Below are 20,192 nucleotides of genomic sequence, written 5' to 3' on the forward strand. Positions count from 1 at the left end.
AGACTGGTGGTGCTAGCAGCCGTAGCCCGCGCGGTAGTACTGCAGGTCGCCCTGCACGTCGTTGAGCACGGCGCACTTGGACTGCAGGCCGTAGTCGGTCGGGATGAACAGCGGGATGGCTGGCAGATCCTTGATGATCTTCGCCTCGGCATGCTTGAACAGCTCGGTGGACTTCCCATCATCCATCTCGGCGCGGGCCGCGCGTAGCAGCTTGTCCACTTCTGGATTGGAGTAGCCGGTGGCCAGATTGCCGTCGCCACCGGTCTCATACTGGCTCAGGTACTGGTCAGGAGACATGTACGACCAGCCCCACAAGCCGAAGGCTGCGCCTTCGAGCTTCTGGTTGTTGCGGCGCTCGGACAGCTCGGTGCCCAGCATCGGCTTCATCTGCACCTTGATGCCCAGGTTGTCCTGGATCTGCTTGGCAATGGCCTGCACCAGCTGCTGGTCGGAGTTGGAGTTGCTTTCGATAGTCAGCGTGCCTTCAAAGCCGCCGTCATCAGCCAGGATCTCCTTGGCTTCCTTGGGGTCGAAGGTGCATGCTTCGCAGGATCCGGGAACGTAGGATTCCAGCGATGGCGGGACCAATGAGTCAGATGGCTCGGCGTGACCCTTGAGCAGCGAGGTGGCGATCGCTTCGCGGTCAATGGACATGGAGATCGCCTGGCGCAGAGCCGGGGAAGTCAGTTCATCGACGTAGTCAGGGACCTGCAATGTCTGCTGCTTGGAGCCGATTGCGACCTTGTACAGCGCTTCTTCGCCCAGCTGGCTGGAAGCCTTGTCCACCATGGTGGCCGGCACGTTGCGGATCATGTCCAGGTTGCCTGCGGTCATGTCGGTGTAGGCCGGATCCACGGAAGTGTAGATCTTACCAATCAGCTTCTCGGCTCCGCCACTGAAGCCCTCGGCACCCTTGAAACCGTCCCATTTCTCCATCACTACCTGCTGGTTGTGATCCCAGGAGTCGAACTTGTATGGTCCGTTAGAAACTGGTGCCTGGTCGTAACCGGTCTCGTCATCGAATGCGCTTTGCGGCATCGGGCAGGTCGGGTTGGTGCTCAGAATTGCCGGGAAGTCGCGGTTCGGCGCCTTCAGAGTGACTTCCATGTGGGTGTCGTCCACAACCTTGACTCCGGAGAGCTCGCTGGCCTTGGCTTTGCCTCCATCCAGCGGGTTCATTTTGTCATAGCCTTCGAAGGAGACGAAGGTGCCATTGCCCTGCCAGGCGTTGGATCCGGTGGCGGTGGCGTTCCAGGCATCGGCGAAGGATTGTGCCGTTACCGGGGTGCCATCGTGGAAGGTCCATCCGTCTTGCAGCTCGATATCCCAGACCTGGGCATCATCGCTGGTCACCGATTTGGCGGCCAGCGGTTCCAGCTTCTGGGTTTCGGAATTCACTTCCATCAGGTTCGCGCACAGCGCCATACCGATCTGGCTTCCGGGATCCTTCTGCGGCACGATGCTCTTTGGCTCGCTGGTCATGAATGACAAGGTTGCCTCACCGGATCCATCACCGACTTGCTCCGCTTGGCTGCTGGCTGATGAGCAGCCGGTTGCGGCGAGCATCAGCGATACGACACAGGCAACGAGCGCAGTTTTCTTCTGTCGTTCCATCTTGTTCCTCCCTGAGCGGCTACCGGCACCTGTGCCGGGCTCGTGGCCGCTGTCACTTTATTTATTTTATGAAATAAAGTAAACATTGCAGAAGGTGTGACTGTCAACACTTTCCGGGGCTTATTCTGCCTCTGTCTCCGCATGCAGCCGATCAATAAAGGCCAGCGGATTGGCCAGCACTTCGTTCACCATCAAGCTGGCTGCGAAGATCGACAGCGACAGCGAATGGTCGCTGGAGTAGACTACGCGGCTTGAGGCCTGGGCGCCCTGCAGGGAATTCTCCGCGACCACCGTTTGGACCAGGGTCCGGGTTTCGGGGCGTTCGGCCGGGGTCCCGGCGATTACTAGCAGCCCCGGGTCCAGCAGGTCGAAGAGCATCGCAGCGGCCCGGGCGACAAAGGTGTCGCGATCAGCGACCAGGGCACGGATCTGTTCATCACCAGCGTCATAAAGCCGATCAATATCGCCATAATGCATCACATCAAGGCGACCGGCCTCATGCGCCCGGCGTACGGTAGCTTCGTCGGTTGCCATGACTTGCAGGCAGCCACTGCGTCCGCAATCGCAAGGGAACCCCTGGTCACTGACTTGAAGATGGGCAATGTTCCCGGCATGCTGCGACCAGCCGGCGCGGATCCGCCCGTCACTGACTAAAACCGCGCCCAAATCCGAGGTGATCACCATGAGCAGGAAATCGCGCTCCGTGGCGCCATGCCCATAGAACAGCTCGGACTGCGCCGCTGCGCGGGCATTGTTGTCCAGAATAATCGGCTGGGGCAATTCTTCGAGCATCTGCACCGCGGGAACCTGTTGCCAACGAGCACCGCGATTCTCCACAATCCGCCCGTTGATCCGGTCGACAATGCCGCCGGTGGCTACCCCGGTCCCCAAGATTGGCCTCCCCTTGGCATGCTCGTCCACCAGCTGTTTCGCTTGGTTAATGACCAGCTTGAAGGACTCTTGGGCGCCCAAGCCATCATGCGGCACGAGAACCGAGGCCTTGGCCACCCCATCCAGCCCGGTAAGCACCACGCCGGTGACTCGCGGTCCCAGGTGGATGCCCATCACCAGATTGGACTTGGTATCAACGTGCAATGGGACCCTGGGCCGCCCCTGCCCCACAGCCATTGGTTCGGCTTCGCTGATTAATGAGCTTTCCAGCAAGCTCGCCGCAATGCCGGTAACCGATGCGGCGCTGATGCCCAGGGCATCGGCGACATCCTTGCGGGAGCCGCCGGGCGAAGAGAAAATCTCCTGGAGCACCATCGAGTAGTTGCGCACCCGGGCCGGGTCGGACTTGCGGGACATGCGGAGAAGGTCCTTTCCATGACAGCAACCTGAAGGGGCTACTTGGCTTATTGTGTCACTGTGCGGGTCAACTTCGGGAACACAGGTGGCATTCAGAGGCCATGATTGAGCAGAATTACGCAGCCCAACCAGCTATTACACCAGGAACGAAGCGGACCGGTTCGTTCTGGTTGGTTCGCCATTTTCTGGGGCCGCAGCATCCATTCGGACCACTTTTCGCTGCCCCATTCGCTGGCTGCGGCATATTCCCCGTCAAGCCGCAAGTACGCCATCAACAACATGTGATGCAAGGACTCTCGCATTTCGCTTCGTTCGGCGCAGCGGGTTTCTTTGTACGGAAAACCGGTTGATCGCGCCCTTTCCAACGCGCGCACTTTCAGCGGCAGAAGATCCCGTGTGGGAAGCCGCGAAGCTGGTGGGTAAAGTAGGGCGGACTGCGGGAAACAGCGCGCTTCGGAACTTGAAAAGCAATGTTGTGCCCCGTGTGCTAAACCCGGCGATATGGGATCACCTTGCCGCCGATCCACAACACCATCTGCCAGCCCATAGCCTGGTTGGACGGTGCTGCTGTTCAAGGAGCTCGGTCCCCCGCATTCGACATTTCTGCTGCTGTCGCGTAGAGCGTTCTTCTATCGCTGTGGCCGTAAGAGGCTAGCAAGTCGCTTTCATCAGCCCTCGAACCGAGCAGCTTGAAGCACACTTTTCCAGCTAAGAAATACGTCCGCCTTTGCCGAATCGGCGTGGCTGCAAAGCATGGTTGTGGGAAGGCTCAACCAAGTTCATTTTGGTCTTTACTCCTCTCCGACTGGAACCATATCAAGCGAATCGGGCTTCACTGGATTCAGCCATCGAGCCAGGGTAGTCTACGTCCATGCATACCTCGCGCTATGAAGCCGATATGCATCCAGCAGAAGCTGTCGCCAGGCTGCTGGACTAAACGGGAAACACAGTGACCTCAGTGATTCCCTCTGGTTACGAATCGTATGTGCTGGTCCTCAATCCGGTCGAACTTCGAGACGGTTCAACTATCCTCCGGACGGATGTCATGGGCAGGAACGGAGTCAGCCTCGGGCATGGATCCAGTGGCCCGAGCTCGCAGTGAAAAAAGACGCCAAGTAACCGGAGGGTTACTGGCGGGTACCCGACAGGGGAAATCCACCCGCCAGTCTTGCAAGGCAACTGACCAAAACCCTCGATCCAGATCCGAGCACCCACTCTTTCGCTTCCTGGGCCGGGTATGCCATGGATTTCATGAACAGACCACGATGTTTTCTCCGTATCAAAGCGAAATGCTGCTCTACTCCGGAAAATTGACGGATCAGCGCGGAGCTTCCCTCTTGTCCACGACGTCAACGGAGCGTGTGCCGATGTACTGGTGGCCCTCGAATCTTCGCTGGTTCGTCGGTCAGGACATCTACGCGAGAAGTCTCGTAGTCGGATGCGAGCGACGGACCGCGCAAAAGATCCTCCAGGATCCTCTTCTTGATGCTTACCCCATCAACCCTTCAGATACCGTACCCTCAAATGAATATTGACCTGGGCAACATCTCTCAGTTCGACGCGCTTCCGTAACTCTTCACCCGCAAATCATCTAGACAACAGTGATGGAATCTTAGAGTAGAGAAAATAGGCTGAAAGCCCAGCTGACCACCTAAAAGGTATTCGAAGCTCATTCCCATGGCGCATTGTGTTACGGACCCGCCCATCGTTCAATTACCGGCAATCGCCGCTGATTCGGAATCGGTAAGCAAAATTCCCAATGTTTCACGGCCAATGACGCCCAAAAGATCATCAGGGCCGAGGTCTGCGGTCAACATTGCATATCTCAGACCCCAGCCTCGACTACGTCGCCATAACGAGCTTCGGGGTTCTGCCCCGTACTGGTCGAATGCCTCCGAAATTGCTGCAGGGCTGAAATGCATCCAGAACATGCCAAGGTCGCTGGCTGGATCACCAATGCAGAGATCTCCGAAATCAACCAACGAAACCGTGGCATCGTCGTTGGCTGAGTCGTTGACAATCGTGTTGTGCGGATGCGGATCACCATGCAACCAAAGCGGTGCGCCTTCATGCGGTGCCGCGGCCACTGCGTCTTCCCAAAGTGCAAGGGCCGGTTCGTGCAATGTAGGGTCCAGCGCCGAAATCTGCTTGCGGGTTTTCTTGTCGAGCGCGGCCAGCGGCACCCCGCGGAATTCACTGTGCGGTCCGGACGCTCCGGCAGGCTGGTGCAGCCGGTACAAGTACTGCGCGAATTCTCCGGCGTAGCCATCGCGCCTGCGGCGGTCCACCGTCGCTGCGCTGCGGCCCGGGACATAGGGGCAGATGGAGAACGTGAAGGGGTACTGCGGCGCGGGCCGGCCAACGAAGACCGGCATGGCGATGGGCAGTCCGGTCTCGGCGGCCAATTGCGGCAGCCAACGCCGTTCCTTGAGTCCAATGGCCTCGCCTAGTTCCCGGCGCGGCAGGCGCACCACCAGCTCAGCACCCAGCCGGTACACCTCGTTATCCCACCCGGTAGCCAGATAGGCAATGTCCTGGTTCGCCCAGTTCGGCGCCTGGCTAACCAGCAGGTGCCTGACCAGCTCCGCGTCAATTTCAACTTCGGCTGGCGGCATTCCCTTATCCGTGGAGACAGAAGAAGTCATTGCTCAATGCTAGTGCACCCCGCATGGCTCACGCTGCCGCGCGAATCGTTCTAGAATCGGTGCATGGACTCCCCTGCACCCGGCGAGCAGATCCTCGCCACGCTCCTGCTAGAGAAATTCGACCAGCTTACCGAAGCCTTGGCGAGCATTCCGCAGGAACAAGCCAATAGCGTCCTGCCAGTTCACGGCAGCAATTCGCCGGTGCAGCTGGTGCTGCATTGCTGCGGGATGATGCGCCGCTGGTCTTCCACGGTCAATCTCGGCCTCGAGGTCCCCCGCGATCGGGCCGCCGAGTTCACCGCGGTGATGGACAAGGAGGCTGCCCTGCAACTGGCGCATGAGGCCAGGAAGGCGTTCGCCAACGACCTGGCGCTCACGGGCATGAATGATGCTCCCGTTGCGGCCCCGCCAGGCAGGGAGGGCGAATACTGGATGTCCACCTGCCAGGGCGTGCTGCTGCATGTGCTCGAAGAGCTCTGCCAGCACTTGGGGCATCTGGAAATCACCCGGGATCACTTGGCCAAGGACGCGTCGTGAAAGGCATCCGGCAGGTCACAGCTGGCCTACCCATGGCCTTTCCCGGGGCCTGAAGAGCGTCCGCGCGCAGAGCCGTCCCAAACGAGCAAGGCTCCTGCAGCAGGCAAGAACAAGAGAGCTGGAAGCCACTGGAATGCCATCAATGCCACCATGGCGGCCAGCAGCATGGCCAGCGCCGCGATTCTGGGCCATGCAGCCATGACTGCCCTCCTAGAAGCCTTCTACCGCTCAGCGGTAGTTGATTTGGTGTGAAACCCTAGCAGGATCAGTGCGCAGTTGCCAGAGGCGCCAAATCAAATGCCGCAGGACCGCGCGCCGCTCACAGGTCCAGATCTTCCCAATCGAAGCGGGTAGCGGTCCCGGATTCCCAATCCTGGCGCAGGATCGCGTAGGCAACCGAGGCGAGATGGCGCCCGTCGCCGGTGGGCCACGCCATCCGGTAATGCGCCTCCTTGAGGAATCCGGCGCGAAGAAAAGTCTTGCGCATCGCGATGTTGTCTTCCCTGGTTTGGCCTTCGAAGCGCAAGGTGCCGGGGAAATCAGTGAACACCTTGGCGGTCAATTCCCTCAGTACGAGGGTACCCAGGCCTGATCCCCGGTGCTTTTCCGCCAAGCGCAGGTGAAGCATGGGAGTGTCGTCTTCCAGATCTTCGAGTACTGCCATTCCCAAGCATTCTCCCTCGCCAATAATCCAGAATCCTTGGCGCTCGCTGTTCCAATATCTTCCGCTATCGACTAGTCGTCTCAGCTCCGGCTCTGTCCAGTTCCGACGGACATGGAATGGGAAGCTGTTGCTTGATAGAAAAGCGGCGATGGCACTGCTGTCTTCCGGTACCATTGCTGTGAACGAGATATTCATGGGGCCAGCCTATAGAAGACATGCCGGATCCAGTCAGCGTAAACATGAATCCGGTGGCGACAGCACCCGGCCGAATATCTGCTTCCATGTCAGGCCGCTTTCAATGAATCCAGAATCTCTTGCGTCGAAACCACCAGCGCAAAGCCGTCTCCGTGAAGATTGGTCGCCGTAACCTGCATCAGAGTGGCTGCCGGTATTACCGTGCCGTCAGGTCCTGCCAGATCAAAAGTTCGTGTGGCATCGAGAGGCACAATGACGTCAAATCCCAGATTTCCGCCCATCCGGGCGGTGGTTTCTACACACAAGTTGGTTTGGATTCCGCAAACCACGATCTTTTTGATCTGATTGGACCTCAGCCACTGGCCCAAATCCGGGGAGCCATAAAATGATGAGTTCACTGACTTGGTTACGAACAGATCAGGGGTGACCGCTTGCACCGATTCGTGAAGATTATTGCCGGGACTTTCCACGAACAAGGGCGAGTCCGAATTTCGGCTATCGTGCCTGACGATCACTATCGGCATGTTCTTTTGGGACCACTCCAAGAGAAGCCGATCAACGTTGTTCTCGCATTGCGGGTAGTTGGTTGTCGGGCCCCATGAGGTGTCGTAGAAACCCTGCTGCATGTCAACCACGATCAATGCGGTCTTTGTACTTGTCATCATGCTTCTACTTCATCAGGGATCGAGGAACCCAACCAGTGGCATAAATGACATGGTTCGATAAGATTGCGCCATGACCATCGTGGGGATTCTAGTTGGGCCGGGCCGTCGAGCATTTGATATCGAAGTTGCACGCGAGGTGTACGACGACCGAACCGACCGTGGTCTCCCCCGGCCCGCAGTTCGAATCCTCGCAGCAACCACGGTCACCGCTCTTGACCCGGTTCGCTCAATACGGCGCACACATCCGCTTGCTTCGGTGGAGCAACTCGACATGATGGTGGTTCCAGGAAGCGAGAATCCGCTCGCAGAACCTCACCCGCAGGAAGTGGCAGCAGTTGCACGAGCTGCTTCCGCCGGGGTCCTTGTCGCCTCGTTGTGTACCGGCGCATTCACACTCGCCGCTGCAGGACTGCTCGATGGGCGAAGCGCGACGACTCACTGGCGTTTTGCCAATGAACTTGCAAGGCGTTATCCAGAGGTCAACGTCAAGTCGAGGGATTTGTATTGTGGCGAGGACAAAGTATGGACTTCGGCTGGAGTCACCGCAGGAGTTGATCTATTACTCCATCTAGTACGTCTAGACTGGGGAACCAGCGCTGCAGAAACTATCGCGAAGGCCATGGTCACCCCTGTTTTCAGACCGGGAACCCAAGCGCAATACGCGGATACCAGCATCCCTGGGAATTCATCGCCGTCAGTTGAACAACTGCATCTGGCAGTCAGCCAAGATCTTCAACGGCATTGGAACGTCCAAGAACTAGCAGCGGTCTGCGCAATGTCACCACGGACTTTTCACCGGTGGTTCTCAGACGCGGTCGGGACAACACCTATTGCATGGCTCAATGATCTTCGAATCAGCGAGGCCCAACGCCTACTGGAACAAAGCGACCTGTCGGTTGGCGCCGTTGCCCGTCAGGTTGGCTTTGCTTCTGATGATCTGCTGCGCAAGCATTTCTCGTCGCGATTGGGGATCACGCCGACCGGCCATGCAGCGGCTTTCCGTCGACAACGTCCTTGATGAATTGCGCCTTGCCTCGCGCATAAGCGATCCTGTCATCCCCGACCCTCGTGGCCAAGTCCTGTTTCAGCTCGGCATATGCGGTAGCAACATTGGCGTCTTCCCTCAGTCGATCGCGGAACACCAGATGCTCGCGTTCCCAGACCGAACCGAGTTGGCACACGTGAACATGCACTGTTCGGGGCTCTCCCGCGGGCGGACGAAAGAAGAGATGGCCGGTCTCCCGTTGCCGCAGCACAAGCCCCAGCGCTTCGAGGCCGCTGCGGTACGCGGACTCTTCTGAAATATCCGGAACAGCTATTTGGAGGTCGAGAACTGGTTTGGCGATGAGGCCCGGAACTGCTGTCGACCCGATATGCTCTGCAGATGCCGCGGCAGGACCAATGGCGTCCTGGATGCGCAGCATCCAATCAGCGGCCTGGACGGCCCACGACGGATCATGCTCGACAAGATGGACAGGTTCACCACCGGGCTTATCAAACCATTCGCTATTCATCTATCCAGTATGCCTCGATGCCGGAAGCCGGAAGGTGCAATTCCAGGCAGGTTCCACTTCGCCCTATCCAGCCGGCTGGCCGTTTTCACCCAGCACCGCTTCCCCGTCGGTATGCAGCGGGTTTTTCATCGTCGGCATCCACGCGCAGCGCGTCTGCATGCCCGACACCGCTTGCCCATCCCTGATCAGCACCGTGCCCAGCATCCACTGCCCGTCGTCGGTGACCTTTTCCATGGCTTCCGGTCCGGCCAGGTAGCCCATCATTTCTTGATCGTCCAGAGGCATCTCGCTCTTGGCGTTCGGGGCAGAATAGACGGGGATCGACACGGAAATGGTGTCGCCATTTGCCTCCGGGTGGCAGTATCCACCGTCGCCTCCAAGACCGTCCGTGCGCACGAGGTAGTACTGGTCATCGCCGGAATACTGTTTTACGCCTACCGTTCGAACCTGTTCCAGCGGGCCATTTTCCGCGCAGGCAGTATTCTGGAAATCGCTGCGCAGGTACTCAGTGACCTTGACGCCCTGCGTGGCTGGCACCACGCTCGCAACGGTGGATCCGCAATTATGCGAATAAGCGATCTCGCCGGGAACCTGGACTGGCCCCTCCTCCGTCGCAACCCAGGCAACGAAGTGCTCCCAATAGGCATTGCCGGACGTGCTGATGAACGATGCGACGGCATCGTCTACGCCGTCGCCATCCAGATCCGCGTAGACGATCTTGCCCAGCTCATAGCTGTTGAATTCATCGCTGGCTTTCGAATTCTCAAGACGGATCTTCGAGGGTTTGCCATCGAGCGCCATCGGATCCATCCAGGTTGCGTTTCCAAGATCCGCATCTCGCAGGGATTCGATCCCAGGTTCTTCCTTGCTCGGCGAAGGAACTACCGTTGGCGTTGAGGATTCCAGGTCCGGCTCTGGTTCGCTGCACCCAGTGAGCAGCAGCCCAACCGCGGCCACCGTGCTGAAAATTCTTGCTCCACGAGATGCATTGACCATGTTCAGATGATAACTGAATATAAAAACGACTCATAAAAACTTGTGCCATCAAGACCGCTTGCGTGTAATGCTTGTTAAAAAACGCCAGCCTCGGACTTCACGCTTGGAAGTCCGAGGCTGGCGCCAGGGCTGGAGTCCGGGGACTAGAGTCCCAGCTTCTCCATCACGATTTCGCGCACGCGGCCGGCGTCGGCCTGTCCGCGGGTGGCCTTCATGACAGGGCCCATCAGCGCACCGATGGCCTGCATCTTGCCGCCCTTGATCTTCTCGACCACATCAGGCATGGCAGCCATGGCATCATCCACGGCCTTGCCCAAGGCATCATCGTCATTCACCACAGCCAAGCTGCGCTTCTCGACGATTTCGCTTGGGGTGCCTTCGCCGGCGATGGCGAATTCCAGCACCTGGCGGGCGATCTTGTCGTTGATCTTCTTCGCCTCGATCAGCGAGTTCAGCTCAACGATGGTCGCAGCGCTCACGCCCAGATCGGCGATGTCCTTGTCCGCGGCCTTGGCCAGGCGGGCGATCTCGCCCATCCACCACTTGCGGGCCACAGCGGCGCTGGCGCCAGCGGCAATGGTCTGCTCGATCTCGTCGAGCACACCGGCGTTGACCACGTCGCGGAATTCCTTGTCCGCGTAGCCCCACTCGGCCTTCAGGCGCTTGCGGCGCTCGGCTGGCGGTTCCGGCAGGCGGCCGCGCAGCTCTTCGACCCATTCGGCAGTGGTGACGATAGGCACCAGATCCGGCTCCGGGAAGTAGCGGTAGTCATCGGCATCCGACTTCGGGCGGCCCGAGGTGGTCGAACGGGTGTCCTCATGCCAGTGGCGGGTTTCCTGGACGATCTTCGCCCCGGAATCCAGCACCGCTGCGTGGCGCTCGATCTCGAAGTGCACGGCGTGCTCCACCGCGCGCAGGGAGTTCACGTTCTTGGTTTCGGTACGGGTGCCGAACTTCTCCGCGCCCTTGGGCATCAGCGAGACGTTGGCATCGCAACGCACGTTGCCGCGTTCCATCTTGGCATCCGAAACGCCCAGGTTCTTCACGATTTCGCGCACGGCGGCCACGTAGGCTTTGGCCAGCTCGGGAGCGCGCTTGCCGGCACCCGTAATTGGCTTGGTCACGATCTCCACCAGCGGAACACCAGCACGGTTGTAGTCAACCAGCGAGTAGTCCGCACCCTGGATGCGCCCGGCAGCGCCACCCATGTGGGTCAGCTTGCCGGCATCTTCTTCCATGTGGGCGCGTTCGATCTCGACGCGGAAGACTTCGCCGTCTTCCAGCTCGATGTCCAGGTAGCCGTCGAAGGCAATCGGATCATCGTACTGGGAGGTCTGGAAGTTCTTCGGGGTATCCGGGTAGAAGTAGTTCTTGCGGGCGAAGCCGCACTTCTGCGCGATCTGGCAGTTCAGTGCCAGGCCGATCAGGATGGAGTACTCCACGGCGGTCTTGTTGACCACCGGCAGCACGCCGGGCAGGCCCAGGTCTACCGGGGTGACGTTGGTGTTCGGGGCATCGCCGAAAGCGTTCGGCGCGTCGGAGAACATCTTGGTCTTGGTGTTCAGCTCGACGTGGACCTCGAAGCCCAGGACCGGGTCGTAGCGATCCAGTGCCGTATCGAAGTCGACCAGTTCATCGGTGTAGTTGCTCATGGTGCCTAGGCCTCCTGCGCGATCGAAGCGGTGTCAATGGCTGGTGCCTGCGAGATCAGCGAGTGGCCCCACTGCTTCTCGAGCAGGGTTTCCAGTGCTGCGCCGGCACGGTACAAGCGGGCATCCTCGTAGGCCGGGGCCAGGAACTGGATGCCTACCGGCAGGTTCTCGGACAGGCCGCCCGGGACGGTGATGCCCGGAACGCCAGCGAGGTTGGCCGGGATGGTGGCCACGTCGTTGAGGTACATGGCCAGCGGGTCGTTGTCGTTCGCGCCCAGCTCGAAGGCGACGGTCGGCGCGGTGGGGGAAACCAGCACGTCGGCCTGCTCGAAAGCGGCCTCGAAGTCGCGCTGGATCAGCGTGCGGACCTTCTGCGCCGAGCCGTAGTAGGCGTCGTAGTAGCCGGCGGACAGGGCGTAGGTGCCCAGGATGATGCGGCGCTTGACCTCGTCGCCGAAGCCGGCGGCACGGGTGGAGCCCATGACGCGCTCGATGGTCATCGGGCTCTCTTCCGGAAGCACGCGGTGGCCGTAGCGCACACCATCGAACTTGGCCAGGTTGGAGGAAACTTCCGACGGCATGATCAGGTAGTAGGCGCCCAGCGCGTACTTGAAGTTCGGGCAGGAAACCTCGACGATTTCTGCACCGGCGGCCTTGAGCAGTTCCAGCGACTCGTTGAAGCGTGCTTGGACACCCTCCTGGTAGCCTTCGCCGGTCAGTTCCTTGATGACGCCAATGCGCAGGCCCTTGATGTCCCCGGTGGCGCCGGATTCAGCGGCGGCAACCAGGCCTTCGAGCGGGTTGGGCAGCGAGGTGGAATCCTTGGGATCGTGCCCGCCGATCAGTTCCTGCAGGTAGGCCGAGTCCAGCACGGTACGGGAGACCGGGCCGATCTGGTCCAGCGAGGAGGCCATGGCGATCGCGCCGTAGCGTGAGACGGCACCGTAGGTCGGTTTCACGCCGACGGTACCGGTGACGGCGCCTGGCTGGCGGATGGAGCCGCCGGTGTCGGTGCCCAGTGCCAGCGGAGCTTCGAAGGAGGCCACGGCTGCGGCCGAGCCGCCGCCGGACCCGCCCGGAATGCGGTTCAGGTTCCACGGGTTGCGGGTCACGCCGTAGGCGGAGTGCTCGGTGGAGGAACCCATGGCGAATTCATCCAAGTTGGTCTTGCCCAGCATCGGCAGCTTGGCAGCGCGGATCTTCTCGATCACGGTCGCGTCGTAGGGGCTCATCCAGCCTTCGAGCATCTTCGATGCGGCGGTGGTCGGCTGGCCCTTGGTGACGATCAGGTCCTTGATCGCGATGGGCACGCCGGCCAGCGGGTGCAGGGCTTCGGCCTGCGCGCCGCCGGCGGCACGGATGGCGTCAACTTCGGCTGCGACGGCGAGCGCTTCTTCGGCGTTCACGTGCAGGAAGGCATTCAGTGCGCCGTCAACCTCGGCGATGCGGTCCAGGTGGGCCTGGACTGCTTGAACGGAGGTGGCTTCGCCGGCGCGCAGCTTGGCGGCCAGCTCGGTGGCGGAAAGCTTAATCAGTTCGTTCACTTGGATTATTCACCATCCAGAATAGCCGGGACCTTGAAGCGGTCCGAGTCCGAATCAGGCGCGTTGAGCAGAACTTCTTCAATGCTCAGCGTCTGCCCCACCGTATCTTCGCGCAACACGTTGGTCAGCGGGATCGGGTGGCTGGTGGCTGGGACGTCGGAGGCGGCGACTTCGCTGACGGACGCGATGGCACCGACGATAGCGTCGAGTTCACCGGTCATTTTGTCCAGCTCTGCGTCGCTCATCTCGATGTGGGCAAGGTGTGCCAGATGCACAACGTCCTCACGGCTGATGGCAGACATGTATCTCCCTAGAATGGCGGTTGGGTTTCATAGACAAGTCTATCCCTTACGCGCCTGCCCCAATGCCTATATGCGGGGCATTAGTTATGCTGTGCGCAATACCAAACCGCTCAGGTCCTGGCCGAGGGCGTTCTCCCAGATCCCGATAACACCGGCTTCGGCGGGATCGCCGGCTACCGGTTTGCGGATGATCACCGCGTCTTTGCCCCGACTCTCGCCGCGGACCAGGATCCGCGGATCTGCGGTAAAGGACTCGGACCGGTGCTGCGGCGTGGCATTTCCGGCCAGCAGTTCACGTGCCTGGGCGATGAAAATGGGGTCGCCGGCGGCGTCATAGACAAAGCGGGTGCCCAGAATCGCGTGCTCGCTCCTTCCCAGGAGGTAGCGTTCCGCACCGTCAACCGGGGCATCCCGATAGGTCAGCGGAACGTGGTAAATCACGTCAGAGGTATCGCTGTGGTCAGCGTAGAAGCTCAGCTCGATACCGACTTCACCCTGCGGGTCTTCCAGACGGAATCCGCCAACACTTTCAAGTTTCGGCGCGCCCTGGCCGGTGTAGAACTCCTGCTTGGCCAGCCAGGCTGCCACCAACTCGGTCTTAGTTGGAGACATGGTGGTGTTGTAGACGATTCCCATGAGCTTAGTCTGTCAATTGCTGGTATTAGGCACAAGTGTTAGCGCAACGGTTCTTTGGCCAGCCGATAGCTCCTACGATGGTTTCATGCACACACATGAGCCATGGGATGAAGTTCAGCAGGCGCAGCAGTACGGGCAGAACCTGCTGCGGGATGCCGCCATTGAACTGCGCGAGTCCGAGCACGAGGACTTCTCGGTCATGGCCGGGTGGTGGAACGACCCGGCCTGGGCGGTGCTCCAGCAACGAACCATCAAACCGCGTCCCGGGGCTCCGCTCGTGGAAATATTCGCACAGTGGAGCGAGAACAAGCCCTCTTCCGGCGATGCCGGCTTCAGCATCTTCGAGCGCGGCAGCGGAACCTTCATCGGGCACATCACGCTGCATGGCGGCCAGTTGCCCCATCGCGCCGCTGAAATGGCGGTGATGATCGGCCCGGACTTCGTCGGCCAGGGTTTCGGCACCCGTGCCACCGCGTTGATGTCCGGCTATGGTTTCCGCGAGTTGGGACTGCACCGGATTAGCCTGTGCGTTGCCGCCTTCAACCAGCGGGCCATCCGGGCTTATGAGAAAGCCGGGTATACCCAGGAGGGGCGCCAACGCGAGGTGTACTTCCACAATGGCGTATTCCACGACCAGGTGCAGCTGAGCCTGCTCGCCGGCGAATACTTCGCCCAGCGGGGCTGAGCAGCACCCCGCGCTACTATTTGGCCGCTTCCTCCAGCATGGACTTCACCAGCGGTCCCGCCGTCTGGGCTCCGCCGTCTCCATCCTCGACGAACGCGGCAACCGCCAGATCGCCTTGGGCGGCGATGGCCCAGGCATGCGCGTTCTTTTCGCCGTCGTATTCGGCGGTGCCGCTCTTGCCGATGATCTTTCCGCTGCCTACTGCCTTCAGGTCCTCCAGGGTTCCGTGGTCCACGACCTCGGCCATCATGGTGGACAGCTGCCCTGCTTCCTCTTCGCTCAGCGTGGAAGCCGGCTTGGCAGGTGCCTGGGGTTCTGGCGCCAGGATCAGCTTGGGCTGCACCGTGGACTTCGCCTGGATCGATGCCATCACGGTGGCCATGCCCAGTGGCGATGCTTCCACCACGCCCTGGCCAATCATGTTCGCGGCCTGGGTGGTGCCTTCAGAATCTTCGGGCACCGAACCGAACACTGCGCCGGCACCGGTTCCGTCCTCTGCCAGCAAGCCGAGAGCAGCCGCGGCTTCAGCCAGGTTCTTGCCGCCAATTTCCGTTCCCTGATTCACAAAGACCGTGTTGCATGACTGCGCGATTGCTTCGGATAGCGGGATGGTGCCTACGGCGGCAGCAGGATAGCCGTCATAGTTCTTGAAGCTCTTGCCATCCACCACCGTGGTTGCCGGGCACTTGACCTCGGTGCCCGGTGTCGCTCCGTCACGCAGCATCGCCAAGGCGCTCACGACCTTGAAGGAAGAACCCGGTGCATAGGAAGCTTGCAAGGAGGTGTTCAGCCCGGAAGAAACCGGGCCCGAGGAGGCCGCGAGGACGCTGCCGTCAGAGGGCCGAATGACCACGATGGCAGAGTTCGATTCGGCTTCGGCCAGCAGTTCATCCGCGGTTTCCTGCAGTCCGGTGTCCAAAGTGGTCTTCAGATCCTTGCCTGCTACCGGGGCTGTGGTGATCAGTTCCGCTACCGCTTCATCTTCAGCGTTGTACTGCGATACCGAGACTCCTGCAGTTCCCGCGAGGGTGTCATTGTAGGCGGCTTGCAATCCTGATTGGCCTACCTGGTCACCGGCCTTGACCTTGCCTTCAGACTTCTCGATATTCTCGGCGGTGGCCTTGCCAACGCTGCCTAGCAGCGGGCGGGCGAAGGAGCGAGTGGGTGCCAAGGGCAGCTCGTCGTTGTGGAAGCCGGCACCCGGAATGCCCTTGATTTCCTCGTCGGTGACTTCCCGCGTTGCGTCGTCGCGCAAGACAATTGCTTCCACCCAGGCTTTGTCGCCAGCGGCCATCACTCGTTGCACATAGGCCTGTTCATCGATGTCCACGAGCTTGGCCAGTTTCTTCGCCGAGCTTTCCCAGTTTTCTTTTCCGGTGTGGGTCTTATCCATGCCAACACGAATCACCGGCCGATTGGAGACAATGCTTTCGCCTTCTGCATCGGTGATGCTGCCTCGTGCTGCAGGGTCGAAGGCCGCTTTGAGGTAGTCGCCGGTTTCGAACTCAGGGGCAAGAATTGACGGGTCAAAGCGCAGTTTCCAGGAATCGGATTCCTTGTCGAATTCCCACACAGCCTGGGTGTCGTAGCTCAGATCCTTGTCCGACTTGTCGATATCCCATACCGTGGTGATGCTCGCGGTAGCTGTCTTGACCCCATCTTGCTCTTCTTCGTCTTCGGCCACCGAACGAACGGTGCTCGTGTGCTTGATTTCGCCCATGGTGCCAAAGGCAGTTTCCTGGGCTTTCGCTGCATCTTTCGGGCTGGTCCCAGCGAATTGCACTGAGCCGAAATCGCCGCTATTCATGGCGGATACCAGTGCATCGGCCGAAGGCGCCGGGTCTGGCGCGCCAGCGCTGCAGGCACTTAGTGCGCCCATGGCCAGGGACGCAACGGACAGGGCGGCAACACTTCGGCGAATAGCACTCATGGCGCCATTCTATTCACGCGCTCGGACAGACCACAACGTGTGTCCGCCGAAGTCATGGGCGGTTCACCTGGATCCAGGCTGAATCCATCTTGGCTGCAGGCTATAGGCGTAGACAACCAATTCGATATCGGTGTTCGGCACAAACCAGTCGCGTTCGGGATAGTGGACGAATCCGAGGGATTCATACAGTGCCCGGGCAGAATCCCAGCTGCTGCCGGTAGTCAGGGAGACGGCATTGATTCCGGGAATGAGCCGGGCGCGCTCGATGGCGGCCTGCACCATGCTCCGGCCAACACCCCTGCGCTGCGCGGCCGGATCAACGCTGAGCATGCGGATTTCCAGCTCGTCCGCTCTGGCAATGTCCGCATAGTCGCTGCCCGCCCGGATCAAGGTCATGGAACCGATGATCTCTTCTTCCCGGCGCACCACGTAGATTTCGGTCTGGGCTGCACGCTCGGCCACCTTGCGCACGAAGTCCAGGTACTCGTTATCCGGGCTGTCGAAATGCCCAGCGGCAAAATAGGACTCTGCGGTCAGCTCCCCCACACGCTGGTAGTGCTCGGGAGCAGCCAGTTCAATCGACAAGTCGCCAATGCTGGTTGAAAAAGTTTGCGTGTCAGTCATGATGCTCCAAGTGTGCCACGAGCTCAGGGGGTTTCTGCACGTCACCGAGCCCAAGGCAAATGATGCTCTGGCTGAAATTTTTGCTGAGCAATTCTTCTCTGATCTGCAGTGATTCGCGGTGGGAAATAGTGCCTTGCGAATAACTTGGAGAAAAACTTGCCCGCAAGTTTGTTAATGGAGTTAACTAACCCTGTGACTTCCCCACGCAAGGACTGGAATGTGCTGTCGCACGGCAGCGCTATTTTGCCCTCCCATGGGAGGGAGCACAACCTCTCTCTGGTTCTGCAAACACTTTCGGACCAAGGCGCTTCGAGCCGTGCCGATCTGGCACGCGCTACCGGCCTGACACGTGTCACCGTCTCGGAACTGGTCGCGGAATTGATCAACCGCTCGCACGTCATTGAGACCGGGCAGCAAGAGCAAAAACGCCCCGGCAAGCCCTCCACCCTCGTCGATTTGAATCGCCCGGGGCTCAGGATCATCGGCGTGGACTTATCCGGCGTTGTCCCGTTCCGGGCGGCCATCATGGACCTGGATGGCGCCATCCTCAAGAAGTTTTCTGCCCAGGCACGCGAAGCAACCGGTGAAGCCGCGACGGTCCAGCTCCTGGAGCTGCTCGACACCGCACTAGCCGAATGCGACGCACCGGTTCTGGGCGTGGGCATTGGCTCGCCCGGTGTAGTGACCGATCGGGGAATTGTCCTCGCAGCCGAAAAGTTCGGATGGCGCGACTACGACCTGCGATCTGCGGTCGAGCAGGCTACCGGCCTGGCCGCTCATGTCCTCAATGACGCCGACTGCGCCATCCTTTCCGAGCACACGTTCGGCCAAGGCAGCGACCACATGATCTTGCTGCGCCTGGGGCGCGGTGTAGGCTGCGGCGTCATCACCCACAACACCCTGGTGCGCGGCTCGGATTTCGCCGCCGGCGAGCTGGGCCATGTCCGCCAGCGTGCGCAGGACACTGCCTTATGCAGCTGCGGGCAAATCGGCTGCCTGGAAGCCTATGCTTCCGTTCCTGCAATCTGGAAGTCCCTGGCCGAGGGGGAACCAAAGGAACAGCTGGATCAGCGGATCGCCGCGTATCTTGCTGGCGCACTTGCCCCGCTTCTTTCGGTACTCGACATTCGCGATGTCATTTTCACCGGGACCCCGGAAGTCGTGGATCAGCCTCTCGCGCAAGCGCTACGCGAAGCACTGGCCCTGCGCTCGCATACGGCACGCGCCGAGAACTTCCGGCTTTCGCTGAGCGAAGATCCAGAGCATCTGGTGCTCCGAGGTTGCGCGGTCAACGTGCTATTCCATGAACTGGGGATCACCTAGCGGGGCCGCCCGGTTTCTCCATACCTGTATTCCACTAATCATCACTGCCAAGATCGGAGAGTGCCCACCATGCGAGTGCTCATTGGTTCATCCCCTGAAGAAGTTGCACGCATCGCTGCCGACAACGTGTTGGCCGGCCTGGCCCACCACAGCGCTGGAGCCCCCTCGAATTTGGGGCTTGCCACAGGTTCGTCTCCGTTGGGCCTATACCGTGAACTTTCCCGTGCGGTCCAGGAAGGCCGTGCCGATTTCACCGATACCCAGGGTTTCGCCTTGGATGAGTACATCGGGATCCCGGACACCCACGAACAGTCCTACCGCCAGACGCTGATCAACGAGGTCTGCAATGTCATCGGCTTGCCTGCCCGCTGCCTGCATGTACCGCAGGGCATGGCCGCATCCGTGGAAGCCATCGAGACGGCGGCCCGGGCGTACGATGACGCCATCGCCCAGGCCGGTGGCATCCACGTACAGATTCTGGGCATCGGATCCAATGGGCATCTGGGCTTCAACGAACCAGGCAGCGCGCTGCGAAGCCGCACCCGCATCAAGCGCCTCGCGGCCAATACCCGTGAAGACAACGCCCGGTTCTTCGACGGCATCGAGCACGTTCCCACCCACTGCGTCACCCAGGGACTAGGTACTATTCTTGACGCCGGCCGCTTGGTCCTGGTGGCTGTAGGCGCGGGCAAGGCCCAAGCCATTGCCGCTGCCGTAGAAGGGCCGCTGTCAGCTTCCTGCCCGGCATCCGTCCTGCAGCTGCACCAGGATGCAGTGGTAGTAGTTGATGAAGCGGCAGCCAAGGGGCTGAAACTGCGTGAATACTACGATGACGCGGCTGAGGAACTGACCGTCGTAGACCTCGTGGTCAGCTAAACCGCCCAGTCAATGGCATACTGAAGCCATGGCCGTCTACTTTGAATGCGTTACGCTTTGCGGTGCTTCACGTGCCGACCTCTTCGAGAAATCGCTCAGCATCGACGCGCACGCCGGTTCAATGGCCGATTCGCAGGAAAAGGCCGTGGCGGGGGTTACCAGCGGCACTATCGGATTAGGCGAGCAGGTCACCTGGCGTGCCAAGCATTTCGGCATCCCCTTCCGGATGACCTCGAGGATTTCCGACCTGGATGCCCCGCACACGTTCACCGACCAGCAGGAGCGAGGGCCTTTCAAGTCCTTCCACCACGTCCATGAATTCTACGAGTCGGACCAGGGGACGTTGATGGTGGACAAGATCCGCTTCAGCGCTCCAATGGGTCCCTTGGGCTGGCTAGCCGAGCGGCTCGTGCTTGGCTGGTACCTGCCCAAGCTCATCCGGATCCGCAACGACTACCTGGTCAACGCGCAAGGCTAATCCT

20 protein-coding genes are annotated in these 20,192 nt (G+C 60.3%); 6 read left to right on the forward strand and 14 right to left on the reverse strand.

From position 1 onward, the window contains the following. Nucleotides 1–12 precede the first annotated feature (12 nt). The 3 genes from AC1Z36_RS16255 to AC1Z36_RS16265 all read right to left on the reverse strand — a co-directional run bounded on the left by AC1Z36_RS16255 (nucleotide 13) and on the right by AC1Z36_RS16265 (nucleotide 5,567). On the reverse strand, nucleotides 13–1,614 hold the full coding sequence (locus AC1Z36_RS16255; protein ID WP_483561463.1) for a peptide ABC transporter substrate-binding protein: 1,602 nt from the start codon (nucleotides 1,612–1,614) through the stop codon (nucleotides 13–15). Nucleotides 1,615–1,734: 120 nt separating this feature from the next. After that, nucleotides 1,735–2,922, reverse strand: coding sequence for an ROK family protein (locus tag AC1Z36_RS16260; RefSeq protein WP_105657162.1), 1,188 nt, complete (start codon nucleotides 2,920–2,922; stop codon nucleotides 1,735–1,737). A 1,709-nt stretch (nucleotides 2,923–4,631) separates the two neighbouring features. Next, nucleotides 4,632–5,567 carry an aminoglycoside phosphotransferase family protein gene (locus AC1Z36_RS16265; protein WP_105657161.1) on the reverse strand — a complete coding sequence of 312 codons (936 nt, stop codon included), beginning with the start codon at nucleotides 5,565–5,567 and terminating at the stop codon, nucleotides 4,632–4,634. Between the two features lie 63 nt (nucleotides 5,568–5,630). Here AC1Z36_RS16265 and AC1Z36_RS16270 point away from each other — a divergent pair, with 63 nt between their 5' ends. After that, a complete protein-coding gene (locus AC1Z36_RS16270) occupies nucleotides 5,631–6,104 on the forward strand; it encodes a mycothiol transferase (RefSeq protein WP_105657160.1) in 474 nt (157 codons plus the stop codon). A 26-nt stretch (nucleotides 6,105–6,130) separates the two neighbouring features. On the opposite strand, the gene AC1Z36_RS16275 is transcribed toward AC1Z36_RS16270, so the two are convergent. The 3 genes from AC1Z36_RS16275 to AC1Z36_RS16285 all read right to left on the reverse strand — a co-directional run bounded on the left by AC1Z36_RS16275 (nucleotide 6,131) and on the right by AC1Z36_RS16285 (nucleotide 7,628). After that, a complete protein-coding gene (locus tag AC1Z36_RS16275; RefSeq protein ID WP_166650654.1) occupies nucleotides 6,131–6,304 on the reverse strand; it encodes a hypothetical protein in 174 nt (57 codons plus the stop codon). A 119-nt stretch (nucleotides 6,305–6,423) separates the two neighbouring features. Further along, entirely contained in the window at nucleotides 6,424–6,963 is a 540-nt protein-coding gene (locus AC1Z36_RS16280; RefSeq protein WP_105657159.1) for a GNAT family N-acetyltransferase, read from the reverse strand. Nucleotides 6,964–7,052: 89 nt separating this feature from the next. Then, nucleotides 7,053–7,628 (reverse strand): cysteine hydrolase family protein, encoded by a 576-nt coding sequence (locus tag AC1Z36_RS16285; protein WP_208294210.1) that lies wholly within the window; start codon nucleotides 7,626–7,628, stop codon nucleotides 7,053–7,055. 70 nt (nucleotides 7,629–7,698) lie between these two features. Between AC1Z36_RS16285 and AC1Z36_RS16290 the strand changes: the two genes are divergently transcribed. After that, nucleotides 7,699–8,646, forward strand: coding sequence for a GlxA family transcriptional regulator (locus tag AC1Z36_RS16290; protein ID WP_105657158.1), 948 nt, complete (start codon nucleotides 7,699–7,701; stop codon nucleotides 8,644–8,646). On the opposite strand, the gene AC1Z36_RS16295 is transcribed toward AC1Z36_RS16290, so the two are convergent. From AC1Z36_RS16295 to AC1Z36_RS16320, 6 genes are all read right to left on the reverse strand, one after another. Then, nucleotides 8,600–9,142, reverse strand: a complete 543-nt coding sequence (locus tag AC1Z36_RS16295) for a GrpB family protein (RefSeq protein WP_105657157.1) — start codon at nucleotides 9,140–9,142, stop codon at nucleotides 8,600–8,602. The genes AC1Z36_RS16290 and AC1Z36_RS16295 overlap by 47 nt on opposite strands. Before the next feature lie 63 nt (nucleotides 9,143–9,205). Further along, nucleotides 9,206–10,138, reverse strand: coding sequence for a hypothetical protein (locus tag AC1Z36_RS16300; RefSeq protein WP_146112253.1), 933 nt, complete (start codon nucleotides 10,136–10,138; stop codon nucleotides 9,206–9,208). A 143-nt stretch (nucleotides 10,139–10,281) separates the two neighbouring features. Further along, on the reverse strand, nucleotides 10,282–11,790 hold the full coding sequence (gene gatB, locus AC1Z36_RS16305; RefSeq protein WP_105657155.1) for an Asp-tRNA(Asn)/Glu-tRNA(Gln) amidotransferase subunit GatB: 1,509 nt from the start codon (nucleotides 11,788–11,790) through the stop codon (nucleotides 10,282–10,284). Between the two features lie 5 nt (nucleotides 11,791–11,795). Then, a complete protein-coding gene (gatA, locus tag AC1Z36_RS16310; RefSeq protein ID WP_483561464.1) occupies nucleotides 11,796–13,334 on the reverse strand; it encodes an Asp-tRNA(Asn)/Glu-tRNA(Gln) amidotransferase subunit GatA in 1,539 nt (512 codons plus the stop codon). A gap of 5 nt (nucleotides 13,335–13,339) precedes the next feature. Then, complete coding sequence (gene gatC / locus AC1Z36_RS16315) at nucleotides 13,340–13,636, reverse strand: Asp-tRNA(Asn)/Glu-tRNA(Gln) amidotransferase subunit GatC (protein ID WP_038989805.1); 297 nt, start codon at nucleotides 13,634–13,636, stop codon at nucleotides 13,340–13,342. An 84-nt stretch (nucleotides 13,637–13,720) separates the two neighbouring features. Continuing rightward, nucleotides 13,721–14,272 carry a maltokinase N-terminal cap-like domain-containing protein gene (locus AC1Z36_RS16320; RefSeq protein WP_105657153.1) on the reverse strand — a complete coding sequence of 184 codons (552 nt, stop codon included), beginning with the start codon at nucleotides 14,270–14,272 and terminating at the stop codon, nucleotides 13,721–13,723. Between the two features lie 85 nt (nucleotides 14,273–14,357). Between AC1Z36_RS16320 and AC1Z36_RS16325 the strand changes: the two genes are divergently transcribed. After that, the gene (locus AC1Z36_RS16325; RefSeq protein WP_181148823.1) at nucleotides 14,358–14,957 is read left to right on the forward strand and encodes a GNAT family N-acetyltransferase; all 600 of its coding nucleotides are present in this window, start codon (nucleotides 14,358–14,360) and stop codon (nucleotides 14,955–14,957) included. 16 nt (nucleotides 14,958–14,973) lie between these two features. On the opposite strand, the gene AC1Z36_RS16330 is transcribed toward AC1Z36_RS16325, so the two are convergent. Beyond that, a complete protein-coding gene (locus AC1Z36_RS16330) occupies nucleotides 14,974–16,887 on the reverse strand; it encodes a penicillin-binding transpeptidase domain-containing protein (RefSeq protein WP_105657151.1) in 1,914 nt (637 codons plus the stop codon). A gap of 63 nt (nucleotides 16,888–16,950) precedes the next feature. After that, entirely contained in the window at nucleotides 16,951–17,511 is a 561-nt protein-coding gene (locus AC1Z36_RS16335) for a GNAT family N-acetyltransferase (RefSeq protein WP_105657150.1), read from the reverse strand. A gap of 192 nt (nucleotides 17,512–17,703) precedes the next feature. Here AC1Z36_RS16335 and AC1Z36_RS16340 point away from each other — a divergent pair, with 192 nt between their 5' ends. The 3 genes from AC1Z36_RS16340 (at nucleotide 17,704) to AC1Z36_RS16350 (ending at nucleotide 20,188) form a co-directional block, all read left to right on the forward strand. Further along, nucleotides 17,704–18,834, forward strand: a complete 1,131-nt coding sequence (locus AC1Z36_RS16340; RefSeq protein WP_181148822.1) for an ROK family transcriptional regulator — start codon at nucleotides 17,704–17,706, stop codon at nucleotides 18,832–18,834. 69 nt (nucleotides 18,835–18,903) lie between these two features. Beyond that, the gene (locus AC1Z36_RS16345) at nucleotides 18,904–19,710 is read left to right on the forward strand and encodes a glucosamine-6-phosphate deaminase (protein WP_105657148.1); all 807 of its coding nucleotides are present in this window, start codon (nucleotides 18,904–18,906) and stop codon (nucleotides 19,708–19,710) included. A gap of 28 nt (nucleotides 19,711–19,738) precedes the next feature. After that, nucleotides 19,739–20,188: an SRPBCC family protein gene (locus tag AC1Z36_RS16350; RefSeq protein ID WP_105657147.1), complete on the forward strand. Its 450-nt coding sequence runs from the start codon at nucleotides 19,739–19,741 to the stop codon at nucleotides 20,186–20,188. Nucleotides 20,189–20,192 lie beyond the last annotated feature (4 nt).

Source organism: Glutamicibacter sp. BS14 (genome assembly GCF_056934375.1).